At 46.0% G+C, this 12,537-nt stretch carries 12 protein-coding genes; 8 read left to right on the forward strand and 4 right to left on the reverse strand.

Annotated elements, in window-relative coordinates; translation table 11 throughout:
- Positions 1 to 509: 509 nt before the first annotated feature.
- From ACYVEA_RS18870 to ACYVEA_RS18885, 4 genes are all read left to right on the forward strand, one after another.
- Positions 510 to 992, forward strand: a complete 483-nt coding sequence (locus ACYVEA_RS18870; protein WP_461114986.1) for an Lrp/AsnC ligand binding domain-containing protein — start codon at positions 510 to 512, stop codon at positions 990 to 992.
- A gap of 124 nt (positions 993 to 1,116) precedes the next feature.
- Complete coding sequence (gene hslV / locus ACYVEA_RS18875) at positions 1,117 to 1,656, forward strand: ATP-dependent protease subunit HslV (protein WP_461114987.1); 540 nt, start codon at positions 1,117 to 1,119, stop codon at positions 1,654 to 1,656.
- A gap of 91 nt (positions 1,657 to 1,747) precedes the next feature.
- Entirely contained in the window at positions 1,748 to 3,226 is a 1,479-nt protein-coding gene (locus ACYVEA_RS18880) for a sensor histidine kinase (RefSeq protein ID WP_461114988.1), read from the forward strand.
- Positions 3,180 to 3,644, forward strand: a complete 465-nt coding sequence (locus ACYVEA_RS18885; protein ID WP_461114989.1) for a response regulator — start codon at positions 3,180 to 3,182, stop codon at positions 3,642 to 3,644. Before ACYVEA_RS18880 ends, ACYVEA_RS18885 begins: the two co-directional genes overlap by 47 nt.
- Before the next feature lie 60 nt (positions 3,645 to 3,704).
- On the opposite strand, the gene dacB is transcribed toward ACYVEA_RS18885, so the two are convergent.
- Together dacB and ACYVEA_RS18895 are read right to left on the reverse strand one after the other, a co-directional pair.
- Positions 3,705 to 5,249 (reverse strand): D-alanyl-D-alanine carboxypeptidase/D-alanyl-D-alanine endopeptidase, encoded by a 1,545-nt coding sequence (gene dacB, locus ACYVEA_RS18890; RefSeq protein ID WP_461114990.1) that lies wholly within the window; start codon positions 5,247 to 5,249, stop codon positions 3,705 to 3,707.
- A 198-nt stretch (positions 5,250 to 5,447) separates the two neighbouring features.
- Positions 5,448 to 5,831, reverse strand: a complete 384-nt coding sequence (locus ACYVEA_RS18895; RefSeq protein ID WP_461114991.1) for a hypothetical protein — start codon at positions 5,829 to 5,831, stop codon at positions 5,448 to 5,450.
- 364 nt (positions 5,832 to 6,195) lie between these two features.
- On the opposite strand from ACYVEA_RS18895, the gene ACYVEA_RS18900 reads away from it, so the two are divergent.
- The 4 genes from ACYVEA_RS18900 to ACYVEA_RS18915 all read left to right on the forward strand — a co-directional run bounded on the left by ACYVEA_RS18900 (position 6,196) and on the right by ACYVEA_RS18915 (position 10,730).
- A complete protein-coding gene (locus ACYVEA_RS18900) occupies positions 6,196 to 7,641 on the forward strand; it encodes an MBL fold metallo-hydrolase RNA specificity domain-containing protein (protein ID WP_461114992.1) in 1,446 nt (481 codons plus the stop codon).
- Between the two features lie 76 nt (positions 7,642 to 7,717).
- Positions 7,718 to 8,671 (forward strand): acetyl-CoA carboxylase carboxyltransferase subunit alpha, encoded by a 954-nt coding sequence (locus ACYVEA_RS18905; RefSeq protein ID WP_461114993.1) that lies wholly within the window; start codon positions 7,718 to 7,720, stop codon positions 8,669 to 8,671.
- Between the two features lie 157 nt (positions 8,672 to 8,828).
- Complete coding sequence (locus tag ACYVEA_RS18910; RefSeq protein WP_461114994.1) at positions 8,829 to 10,001, forward strand: hypothetical protein; 1,173 nt, start codon at positions 8,829 to 8,831, stop codon at positions 9,999 to 10,001.
- Positions 10,002 to 10,019: 18 nt separating this feature from the next.
- Positions 10,020 to 10,730: a glycosyltransferase family 2 protein gene (locus tag ACYVEA_RS18915; protein WP_093831616.1), complete on the forward strand. Its 711-nt coding sequence runs from the start codon at positions 10,020 to 10,022 to the stop codon at positions 10,728 to 10,730.
- 56 nt (positions 10,731 to 10,786) lie between these two features.
- On the opposite strand, the gene ACYVEA_RS18920 is transcribed toward ACYVEA_RS18915, so the two are convergent.
- Entirely contained in the window at positions 10,787 to 11,311 is a 525-nt protein-coding gene (locus tag ACYVEA_RS18920; RefSeq protein ID WP_461114995.1) for a hypothetical protein, read from the reverse strand.
- Positions 11,304 to 12,479, reverse strand: coding sequence for an AAA family ATPase (locus ACYVEA_RS18925; RefSeq protein WP_461114996.1), 1,176 nt, complete (start codon positions 12,477 to 12,479; stop codon positions 11,304 to 11,306). The genes ACYVEA_RS18920 and ACYVEA_RS18925 overlap by 8 nt, the downstream gene beginning before the upstream one ends.
- Positions 12,480 to 12,537: the final 58 nt, after the last annotated feature.

Here is a 12,537-nt window from a genome sequence, read left to right on the forward strand (position 1 = left end):
TATCGTCGTTACGACGGGGATGTCTTTTGAATTAAGCGACAAAAATACGCAAAAAAGTCCGGCCTTGAGTTAGATACAGGATGGGCTGAAAAAAACAAACGCCGGACTCAGCGAGCCGGCGTGTTCAATTACACTTCATCAACAAACTAAAAATCAGATCGCCAACGCGATATAATGCTGTAGGAGGGGGACTCGAACCGCCCACGGTGCAGTTAGCTACAGTACAACTCTGGTGGTCAACCCCAGTCGCCACGAGGGCGGCATTATGCTGCGTTTATCCTTTATCACCACCCCCGAGACAGGAGGGCACGTCTGCCAATTTCGACATCCTACAGTGTGAGGAAACAAATATCAAGAAGACCGGCGTGTGACCCCGCTCGATCAACTTGACTTTACAAAGGTAATACAAGTGAAAATTCATTACAAATTTCACATAAAAATTTCCTGAAATTTACAATCTATTTAAAATATAGATACTTTTGTTGACACTCATCAAAAATAGGCTTAAAATGATCGAAAAAAATTTAGAAATTGATAATACCGATCTGAAAATACTGAGTTTACTAATGCAGGATGCGAATATGGCGTATACCGAAATTGGCAAGCGCATCTTCGTGTCGGGGGGGACGGTTCACGTCAGGATGAATAAAATGAAGCAGATGGGCATCGTTCGCGGTTCTCAACTGGTTATCGACCACGCAAAGCTTGGCTGGGATATCAGCGCGTTCCTGGGTATATATTTAGATAAAAGCTCTCTTTACGAAGAAGTTTCCAAACAATTAGAGAAAATCCCTGAGGTCGTCAACGTGCACTATACGACAGGAATTTATAGCATTTTTGCCAAGATCGTTTGCCGCGATACCCAGCACCTGCGCGAAGTATTACACGATAAAATTCAGAAAGTGAGTGGTATTCAACGTACTGAAACGTTTATATCCCTCGAGGAAAGCGTGAACCGGCCGATTCCATTTGCGGAGGGGCAAGGCGCATAGGGCATGAAGGACGGAGCGTGGTGTAATAAGTTTACTCGGATGGCCATGCTCCTGGCACAAGGCTCCTGGCTTTTGAACCCTAAACAGCTATCTGTACGTTATGTCCTCCAATAAACACAAGTTCATGCAACCTAAAATTCACGCAACTACCGTAGTTGGTATCCGGCACAATGGCCACGTAGCACTCGGTGCCGATGGTCAGGCTACCATGGGAAATACAGTCGCTAAAAGTAATGTTCGTAAAGTGCGCGTTCTGATGGGCGGTAAAGTACTGGCGGGCTTCGCTGGCTCCACCGCCGACGCCTTTACGCTGATCGAACGCTTCGAAGAAAAACTCAACGCCTACGGTGGTAACCTCAAACGGGCGGCCATCGAACTGGCCAAAGACTGGCGCACCGATCGGTACCTCCGCAAACTCGAAGCGATGCTGATTGTCGCGTCTAAAGACGATTTATTGCTGGTATCCGGTACTGGTGATGTGATCGAACCGGATGCAGATGTGGCCGCTATCGGCTCTGGAGGCATGTACGCCCAGTCGGCGGCATTGGCTTTAAAGAAACACGCGGCTAGCCTTTCAGCCGAAGAAATGGTACGGGAAAGCCTGCATATTGCGGCTGATGTATGTATCTATACGAACCATAATCTGGTCGTCGAAACATTATAATGTAACTGATTCCAACTTTGGTTGGTCGTAGCATTTCCGGCATTTACCTGTTCTTTTTCTATCTTTGTGATAGAGTAAGTTATTTAACGTTATGCGAATTCCCAATCGATTTGCTCCCAGACTAATGAGCCGACGCATTGCGTTGAGTTTCATTATCGCTATGGTGCTGATTGCGTCGGGTTTTGCCATATCGTTTTATAGCTACAATCGGTATGGCGAAGATATGGAGTTGATTCGGCGTACGTATCAGGTGACAGGTGCTCTTGAAAATACCCTTTCCCTCATTAAAGATGCCGAGACAGGCTCCCGTGGCTACGTTATCACCAACGACACTACGTATCTGGAGCCCTATCGGACAGCGCTACGTTTGTTGCCAGAGAAAATACGCCAATTACGGGCGCTTATTGTTGATAATAAAGTGCAGATTCAGCGCCGGGTTTTACTGGAGAAACTCATCAGCGATAAACTCGCCGTAACTCAGGTTCGGCTGGGGGTTAAAGTTGCCAGTGCCAAAAATCTGGCGATCAGTGCGGAAAGTAAGCACCGCATGGACTTGCTCCGGCGGCACGTTGCATTGATGGTTGATACGGAGCAGACCCTAATGGGCGTTCGATACCGACAGGCCGAACGTTCGTTTCGCAATACGCTCATACTTATTTTCGGCCTGTCGATGATGACGTTTCTTGTCCTGGCGCTTTCGTATCGAATGCTTGAAGAAGAATTGGCGCGACGACAGAAAAACGAAGATCAACTGCACGAATACGAAGATCAATTGAAAGGACAAATTCGACAACTGGAATCCTCGAACCAGGAACTGGAGCGCTTTGCTTTTGTGGCCAGCCACGATTTGCAGGAGCCCCTGCGTAAGATTCAGTCGTTTGCCAATCTGATTACCGATCGATATGGCAACTTGTTCGATTCGGACAGCCTCCTGTTTATGGGCAAAATCTCGCACTCCGCTGAGCGAATGTCCAAACTCATCAAAGATTTACTGAATTTTTCGCGGATTTCAACTCATCAGGATACGTTCAAAACGGTGCAGCTTAGCGAAATTGTTCAGCGCATTCTGGACGATCAGGAGTTGCGCATTAAGGGGCTGGATGTTCAGGTCGAGGTGGGTAGCCTACCCGCCATTTCGGCAGTAGCCAGCCAAATGGACCATCTGTTCAACAACCTGATCTCGAACGCACTCAAGTTCATACGGCCCGATGTCCGGCCATTGCTACGTATTCAGGCGCAAGCCGTAGACGGTGATAAGTATGACGGCCTGATTCCGGGTCGCCAATACGTTGAAATTATCATTGAGGATAACGGAATCGGATTCGAGGAGAAATACCTGGAGCATATTTTTAAAGTTTTTCAACGATTACACGGCAAAAGCTCCTTTGAAGGTACCGGTATTGGGCTGGCTATCTGCAAGCGGGTTGTCGTATATCATCATGGCTACATAACAGCCCGTAGTAGACCAAATGAGGGAGCTACTTTTGTGGTTGTTTTGCCAGAAAGTCAATCAATACAACATTATGACAGACCAACTTCAACCGAAGCCTATTCATATCCTGCTGGTTGATGACGACGAAGACGACCGTTACCTGACGCGAGAGGCTTTCCATCAACACTATCCATCCAGCCGTATTTCATTTGCGGAAGATGGAGAAGATTTACTGAATTTTTTAAACTACGAGGGGCGCTATAGTGGCGCACCCCATCCGCTGCCGGAACTCATTCTGCTGGACCTGAACATGCCCCGCAAGGATGGCCGTGAAGTCTTGCGCGAGATTAAGGCCAATGAACAATTTCGCCACATTCCAATTGTTGTGCTGACTACGTCGGATGCAAAAGAAGACATTGAAACCTCGTACTTCAATGGGGCTAACAGCTTCATTACCAAACCACCAACCTTCCAGCGGCTTAGCGAAGTCACGAAGGCCATTGGCCAGTACTGGTTTAACGTAGTGACCATCTGCGAACACGCCGATGAGGAATAAAAACGGGTTACGGTATTCGGTTTACGGCGGCCCGTCGTAAACCGAATACTGGAAACCAATTTATAATCCACGTACCCCAACCAGCGCCACAAAAATCTTTTCCAGTTCGCGGGTTACGGTGCGGTTTTGGCCGGGTGTGAATTTGTTCACCAGAAGGCAGAAACTCATCCGCTCTCCGTCGGCGGCTGTGAAATAACCCGCGTAGGCCCGGACGCCCTCAATAGATCCGCTCTTAGCCCGAATATTACCGGCTGCTGGTGTGCCGCGGGCCAGCCAGCGGACGGTGCCCGTCTGCCCCATAATCGGTATGGTTTCATAAAACGTCTGAAACACTTTTTCGCGACTTATGGCGCTCAGCAGGCTAGTCATATTGTCGGGCGTGAGCGCGCCGGTGGTCGACAGTCCGCTGCCATCCCGAATGCGGAAGCCATCTAAGGAAACGCCTTTATTTTTCCAGAATTTCACCAGCGCTTCAATGGCTGTATCGTTTGATCGAACGGATTTGTCAAGGGCTAGTGCCGTTGTACGGAGCATGGCTTCGGCGTAAAGATTGATGCTCTGGAGATTTGTCTGGAGCGCCAGCTCGGCCAGCGTTGGCGATGTATGCTGGTTGAGAACGGTACGTTTTCCGCCCGTCTCAATTGCCGCTGGTAGTCCACCGCCGATCGAGACGGGCGGGCTGTAAACAGTTATGTTATCCTGAATCAATTGGTTGTAAAGGGCATAGGCAGAGAAATAAGCCGGGTCAGGCAGGGCACCCTTTACGCTAAACTCATTCGCTGGCTCGCCCATCGGCACCTTACCGACAAGCCAATGTTGATTCAGGAAGGGCGCGCCGTAAATAGTCACCTGATCCCCCGTATTAGCCGCATCGGTCGTGACGGAATTACGAAAGGTCATGTAGGGAAGAGCCGGGTCAGTACGTAGTATACTGACGGGTGCACCAACCGACTTGCCTGGTCTGAAAAACACACGATATAAATTCTCATTGATATTTAGCGCACTCAGGCTGGCCCCATAATAGTTTCCCAAATCGCCGAATGGCCAGGTGTCGGGGGTCGTCAGGTCACTGTACAGGCTGGCGTCGCCAACGACACTGCCCTGAATTCGGCGAATGCCAGCGGTTTTTACGGCCAACGACCAGCTTTTAAGCAGCGCGGGTAAATCGTAATAATTTGGAAATCGCCAGCTACCCAGTGAAGGATCACCGGTGCCGCGTATGTATAGATTACCGGTCAGCACACTATCCTTAATGGTACCGTCGTATTCGAGTAACGTAGTATAGGTATAATTGGCACCCAGCACCGTTAAGGCCGTAGCAGTCGTAATAAGTTTGAGCGTTGACGCCGATGGTAAACTTTGGTGGGCGTTGACATTAACAATTTCTTCGCCATCGCGTACGCGCCGAACCGACAGGGCCACCGTGCCGAACCGAACTGCTGGACTAGCCTGAAAGGCGTCTATCTGCCTGATGAGGTACTGCGTAGCCAGTGAGTCGGCGGGTTGTTGGTCCTGAGAAAACGTATTTGACGGTGCACAATAGGTACACAAAAGACCAAATAAGAAGATCGATAAATAAGTCGAAAAACGGGGAGTAAAGCGCATTGGGGAACAGTTAAGCGATTCGGGCAGTATTTCGTACTTTTTAAGGGAATTATATTATTCGTCGATTACATTCAGGATTGGGGTATCGTTCCCTGATCAAGTTTGAAAAGCAATTTATAACCTACTAAATTGGTAAGATAGCTATTCATACTGGATTCTGATTAGAATTTCCAGTAGCCTATGGTCGCCTGTCTGACGTTACGAAGGAATGACTAACGGGATTAGCGGGTTCGCTAGTCGACGGTGGGCTACGCGCCCAATTACGCTATCAGCCAGAAGTGACGAAATGGATTTAGTATACTCATTGATCACTTTGTCGATAGGCGTCGGATTGATCAAGGCTGACTTACTTACCTGAGAATAAATGGGGCAACTAGTTGCGAAGTGCGTTATCATTTGACGCCCCAGCGTAGGCTTTGGGGTATCCCGCCAATGCATGCTGGTATAGTGTCCACTGCCATGTATCTTGAGTAAGTTGGTTATCAGGAATAACAGGTAAACGCGTTTTGGGATGGGGAGCCTGGTGGCTGTCGCAATTTTATAGAGGGGCCGACTAACGATCGTCACAGCGGATGCCTTCAAAGGTATAAGGGTAATTTACTACTGGTAAATCGGACGCGGGTGTGTGTGAGAAGGTATAGGGACCTTTCGAGAATGAATCCGGAGCGGGGCTGGCGCCCCGGGAGAGTTGACCTAGCCTAACTTGTATACCGCCAGATTCTTGAGGTACTACGAACGCAAAACAACTGTACTAGGATAGTATGTTTGTTAGCCGGAATGAACCTAGTGAAAACCGTTAACGTTACCTGTTTTCCCGCATCGCGCGGTCATTAGCTGATTATCTCGTAATATTGCAAACTTACAAAATACGCGCCACCCAACTTGTTTTAGAACCACCCTTCTCAAGACATCGAGTAAACGCCACTGAATCGTTAAAGTTGTACGCATGAAATTATCATTTCTGGGGGCGGCCCGGCAGGTAACAGGTAGTATGTACCTGCTGGAACTGGAGGATGATTACCGCATCCTGATTGACTGTGGGTCCGATATGGAACGGTCCGCGCCACGAGAGGCCAGTTCCAACGGGCAGACAGCCCCCGCCGTTACTCATCCGGGATTTTTTCCGTTTGAGGCTTCAAGCATAAATTTAGTGCTACTGACCCATGCCCACGTGGATCACTCGGGCAATTTGCCTAACCTGTTTCGCGAAGGTTACGAAGGGCAGATTCTGTGCACCGAGCCAACCTTCGCCCTGACCAACGTATTGCTCAAGGATGCCGCTTCTCTCAACCAGAAGCGTATTAATGAGCTGAATACGAGCAAAAAACAACGGGTAAAGGAAAGGCAGAGCCAGATGCAGAAGGACTTGTTTCTGGACAGACAAGTCCGTGAGGCTATGGAGAACGTAGTGCCCATTGCCTTCAATCGAAAGTTCAAGGTAGCTGACGGGGTCGATGTTACGTTCATTCCGGCGGGGCATTTACTGGGTGCTGCTCACATTGTCCTTAACGTAACCGAAAACGGAGAGCGCAAGAGCATCTGTTTTTCGGGGGATATTGGTCGTAAGAATTACCCCCTTTTAGTCGATCCGGCTCCCGTACCAGCCGTAGATTATCTGGTTTGCGAAAGCACCTATGGCAACCGGCTTCATGAGAATCTGATGTCGCCTGAAGATGCATTGGCTGATATTATTCAGCGGACGTGCATCGACATTCCGGGGCGGCTAATCATCCCGTCGTTCAGCGTTGGCCGAACGCAGGCGCTGCTTTATACACTCAACCGGCTCTACACCGAGCGAAATTTTCCGCCAATCAAGGTTTTTTCGGACAGTCCAATGGGCTACGAAAGTACCAAGGTGTATATGCAGCATATTAAAATGCTGAACAACGAAGCCAAGGAATTTTACAAGGAGAACGAAACCTTGTTCGATTTTCAGAATTTTCAGTTTCTGGAATCATCGAAAGCCAGTAAAGCCGTATCCAACTACGATGAGCCTTGCATTATTATTTCGTCATCAGGCATGGTGCAGGGTGGTCGGGTCGAATACCACGTTGCCGAGAATATAAGCAATCCGTATGCAACGATTTTGATTATTGGGTACTGTGCGGAAGGAACACTCGGCTGGCGCTTGTTGAATGGACAACAAACGCTCAGCATCAAGGGGAATGACCATCAAGTGCTGGCCAATATCGAAAAAATTGATGTGTTCAGCGGTCACGGTGATCGTAATGACCTGATTAATTTTGTTGAAATGCAATCGCCCGAAACACTCAAACGTATTTTCCTGGTTCATGGCGAATATGAAAGCATGGAATCGTTCAAAGCCACGCTGGCCGAAGAAGGCTTTCCGCAGGTGATTATTCCGAAAAAAGGCGAAAGCTTTGAATTATAAGTCGAAAGTCATCAGTCAATAGTCGTCAGTTTACCTGTTGACTATTGCTGATGACTTTCGACTAATGACTTCTTTTATGAGAACATACCTCGATTTTGAGAAACCAATAGCCGATCTTGAAGCGCGGCTGGAGGAAACCAAAAAACTAGCGCAGACCAGTAATGTTGATGTGAGCACAGCCGTAGACGTGCTGGAGCAGAGCATTGACAAACTTCGCCAGGAGATTTTTCGAAATCTGACCCGCTGGCAGCGTGTCCAGCTATCGCGTCATCCGGATCGCCCTTATACCCTCGACTATATTTCACTCATGTGCGACCAGTTCATTGAACTGCACGGTGACCGTACTGTTCGTGACGATCCGGCCATGGTGGGTGGGTTCTGCCAGTTAGGCGACCAGACTGTTATGATTATCGGACAGCAAAAAGGACGAAACACCAAGCAGCGTCAGTATCGGAATTTTGGAATGCCGAACCCTGAGGGCTATCGAAAAGCGCTACGTCTGATGAAGTTAGCCGAGAAGTTTAACAAGCCCATTATTACACTGATCGATACACCAGGTGCTTTCCCAGGCCTGGAGGCTGAAGAGCGTGGGCAGGGTGAAGCCATTGCCCGAAACCTGAAAGAGATGTTTATGCTAACCGTGCCGGTCATCTGCGTCGTTATTGGCGAAGGCGCATCGGGTGGCGCCCTGGGTATTGCTATTGGTGATCGGGTACTGATGTTGGAAAATACCTGGTACTCCGTTATTTCGCCTGAGAATTGCTCAACCATTCTTTGGCGTAGCTGGAATTTCAAGGAGCAAGCGGCAGAGGCTATGAAGTTGACGGCCAGAGATATGCAGTTAAATAAACTGGTCGATGGCATCGTAGAAGAGCCACTCGGCGGAGCGCATAACGATCATCAGGAAATGGCTAACCACCTCAAAGAAGTTATTCTGGAATCTCTTGCTGAACTCAGCGTTCTGGACCCACAGGAACGTATTAACCAGCGAATTGATAAATTCTGCTCAATGGGCGTCGTGGTGGAGTAGGCGTTCAGATTAGCTATTGTCAGTGCTTTCAATTGAATGAGTTGGACGCTTTGCGTATTGATCTGGCCACTGGTAAATCAATAAATTAATATAGTCTACACCGGTAATTATAGTTGTCGGTCGTTCAACTCGGTTCAAACGTATTTTTATTTTTTTTATGGTTGAAAAATTCCTGCCGCTGATTCGTTATGGATTAATTGCAGTTACTTTTTTTTTGCTTCTCTATTTTTCAATTACACTTCAAGCCAGAGGAGATGAAGGGGGCGCGTATTTGCCTGCGTTTCAACAGGCTTATGGAGTCTGGCCCGCGCTGGATATGAGCCCTTATTGGGCCATTTCGTCCTTCTATTTATGGATTATCGGTAGCCTCCAATATGCTATTGCCAGCCTGGATATTTTAGGCGATTTTATATTACCCATTGGCCGCCTTGTCTCGCTAATCTGTTGGTTCGCTTTGGTTTATCTGCACGTAGCGTCTGGTCGGTATAAAGCACTGGCTATCCTATTTAATCCGTACGTATTGATTTATGCCAGTCGTGCGCATCCCTTGTTACCTGGCATTTTACTTTTCTATATTTTTTGGAGACTAACGCTCAGGAATAAAAAGATTGGCCTTCTTTTTTTATTGTTTGCCGTTAATTTTCAGGTGTTTATTGGCGGTGCGATTGGTCTATTTACGCCTAAATTTCCCCTCCAGAAAAAAGATATTATCCGCGTCATTGTTTTAGGGGTAGTAGCTATTTCTGGCGTGCTGATTACCTGGTTTACCTGGGGTGGTGTGTATCCTGTTAAGTTTGTGAATCATTACTTTTTTCAGCATAATCACGTAAATGGAAAACCATCATTTGGCTATTTATTTACTGTATTTATGCTGGCTGGATCGACCTTGTGGCTAAGCGGAAACCGAACGATAGCTGAGATGAAACAACACAGGGACTACTCCTGGCTGGTCATTGGGTTCATGGCTCTGGCAGGCATCGTGCTATACTATATTGCTGATATTGTGGCCATTGCACGGGAAGGAAGTCATGTACTTTTGAAAGAAAATTACCAGATTGGCTGGGTTGTTTTATACGTATTGATCGGGTTAGGCTGGTTACGCGTGCACAGGGATCATTACTCGCTATTTTTCGGCTTACTGGGTGCCGCCGTATTATTAGTTACCCTTCCTTACCTTTACGAGCGGATTTCCATATTTGCCACCATAGCTCCTTGTCTGGCCTGGTGCGGTATGACAAAAAAAGAAGATCAGCAGGAAAGTCTCGTGTTGATTACAAGCTGTTTTTTTGTCGCATTCTCTGTCCTGTATCAGCTATACGGTTCGCTTTGATTAAATTCCATTTGCTCCATGAAACTATCCATATTAGTCCCTGCATACAACGAAGGAAAAACGATTGAAAGGATACTAAAAAAACTGACCGAAATACAATTAGCTTCTTCCGTTGATCGGGAAATAATAGTGGTCAATGATTGCTCAAAAGATAATACAGAGAGCGTAGTTACTAATTTTATTCGGTTAAATCCGTCCGTCGAAATTCAATACGTTGCTCATGCGGTTAACCAGGGAAAAGGAGCGGCATTACATACGGGAATTCAAAAAGCCACCGGCGATTATTTAATTGTACAGGATGCCGATCTTGAATATGATCCGGAAGAATTTAATATTTTACTGAAACCCGTTCTCGACGGATTCGCCGACGTAGTATATGGCTCAAGGTTCGTGGGTGGAAATGCTCACCGTATTCTGTTTTTCTGGCATACGATCGGCAATAAATTTCTGACGTTTATGAGTAATATGTTTACCAATCTGAACCTGACGGATATGGAAACATGCTACAAACTTTTTCGGACAGACATCATCAAAGGGATTGATCTGAAAGAAAAACGATTTGGCTTCGAACCGGAAATCACCGCAAAGATTTCCAGAATTCCGGGTATTCGTATTTATGAAGTCGGCATTTCCTATTACGGAAGAACCTATGAAGAAGGAAAAAAAATAAACTGGAAAGACGGCGTCCGGGCCATCTACTGCATTATCCGGTACGGGTTGTTTGGGTAAATTAGGGTAGTGAAGTTGCTCTATTCCTTTAAGATTTAATAGTACTAATTAGGTTTTTATTCGAATCTCTTTCGGTTATCATGAAATAGTGTTACACCTATTTCAGCAAATTCTTCAGTTTCTTCTATCAAACTAGCCCGATTGAGCGGACGGGTTTCCAAGTCAGTCAGCAAGCAAACATAGGCTTCGATTTGCGTTGACGTAAAAGCCATTTTATCTCTAAAGTATGAAATGGCTGCTTTTAATTGATTTTTTGCATCTCGGCGTAACTTCTTGCGCTGTGTCATGGATGATGTAGTTTTGATTTCGATAAAGCAAAACGTTTGTTCAGTAAATACAGCACAGTCACAACGTTTCGTCAACTCTTCATCCATTAGCAAACATTTGTCAACTGCTAGAAAATGAATAGAAAGGCCTTCGCCGTTTTCGACCGTGAAATGCTTCACTCCATTGGGGTCATTTTGTATATAACAACGTTTTTCAGTTTCGTGGTCGTAAATGTGAAATTCAACGTCGGTTAGGGTTTGTATACAGTTATTAGTTTCCGTTTGTGGGAAAGCGAATTTGAGGACATCAAGCACGGGTTACGCTACGGCTAAGGGCGAATAATTTATCTTGTTCATCGGCTAAATCGTCCGAAACATCGTCGAGTTCGTTGTCAGCAATCAGGCCAGTTTTTTCACTGATAATACTACGAACGGTGCCATTATCTACGTAGTAAGCCGCAAATTCATCGGGATTTATCCAGCACCGGGATGGAATGATTTTCTCGACTTCCACTCGCAATTCTTCACTACGTTGTGCCACTTTATAAGCCAGCATTAGTGTATTAAACGAACTTAGTACGTAAGGGCTATGCGTTGTGATTACCCACTCCGCTTCCTGATACGTAACGTCTGGTTGGAGACCGCCTATAAGGCTATAAATCAAATCTTTTTGGGCAGTAGGGTAGAGGTTAAGTTCGGGTTCTTCTATGATAAAACGACGACGGGATTGACGACGCTGGTGCTCGACAACCAAAAGTAAAGGAACAATTGATTGATAACCACTTGCACTATCAGCTAAGTCGATAAATTTTTTCTTATTATTTATGAACAGTTTGTGTGTAACTGAAGTCAAGCCATACTTAACATCTAAGAAATCAATATTTAATATCTTTATAAAATTCCTTGCTTGTTCAAATTGACGCGCAAACGATATTATTGATTTCGGAAAATCGACATTTGAATATATCAAACTCCATATTGCATCATTAAGTAAAGCTAGCAACGTCCGTTCCGCCGGTATGTAACTTGATGTTATGGAAAATATTTTCCTCTCAATCACGAATTTTGTTAATAGTTCGTTGAAAAGCTCTCTATCTTTCAATCCTTCAATAACGATTTCTTTTGTAGCACTTTTTTGTATGTCATTAAGAAAACTCTTAAACGTATTTTCACTAAAAATTGGCTTATCCTGCTCTTCCTGATAAATAAGTTCTAGCTTGGAATTTTTGCTATTGATTGTGTGAGTATCCGTGGTAAAGTCAAATTCGAAATTGTCCTCAACATAATTGTTAATAGTATATTTTTTAAGAATATCTTGATCCACATCCACATCCTTGATTATATCTCCATCCCCGCCAATCGCAATCAGCTTTGCGAGCGTGCTTTTCCCTGAACCCTGGGGACCAATAAATACTGTATGCTTTTTGACTTCTAACTCAGCCTCCCGAATCGGGCCGACATTCTTGACCGTCAACTTTGCCATCTTCTTTTCGTTCTTTGTCTGCAAATCTAACCTTATCTTTGGGTTCCGGTTCACGTAA

The organism is Spirosoma jeollabukense (assembly GCF_054777855.1).

Coding starts and splice junctions, on each gene's coding strand:
- ACYVEA_RS18910 (WP_461114994.1), top strand. CDS start 8,829: ATGGTTGAAAAATTCCTGCCGCTGATTCGTTATGGATTAATTGCAGTT.
- ACYVEA_RS18915 (WP_093831616.1), top strand. CDS start 10,020: ATGAAACTATCCATATTAGTCCCTGCATACAACGAAGGAAAAACGATT.
- hslV (WP_461114987.1), top strand. CDS start 1,117: ATGCAACCTAAAATTCACGCAACTACCGTAGTTGGTATCCGGCACAAT.
- ACYVEA_RS18870 (WP_461114986.1), top strand. CDS start 510: ATGATCGAAAAAAATTTAGAAATTGATAATACCGATCTGAAAATACTG.
- ACYVEA_RS18900 (WP_461114992.1), top strand. CDS start 6,196: ATGAAATTATCATTTCTGGGGGCGGCCCGGCAGGTAACAGGTAGTATG.
- ACYVEA_RS18905 (WP_461114993.1), top strand. CDS start 7,718: ATGAGAACATACCTCGATTTTGAGAAACCAATAGCCGATCTTGAAGCG.
- ACYVEA_RS18925 (WP_461114996.1), bottom strand. CDS start 12,479: ATGGCAAAGTTGACGGTCAAGAATGTCGGCCCGATTCGGGAGGCTGAG.
- ACYVEA_RS18880 (WP_461114988.1), top strand. CDS start 1,748: ATGCGAATTCCCAATCGATTTGCTCCCAGACTAATGAGCCGACGCATT.
- dacB (WP_461114990.1), bottom strand. CDS start 5,249: ATGCGCTTTACTCCCCGTTTTTCGACTTATTTATCGATCTTCTTATTT.
- ACYVEA_RS18885 (WP_461114989.1), top strand. CDS start 3,180: ATGACAGACCAACTTCAACCGAAGCCTATTCATATCCTGCTGGTTGAT.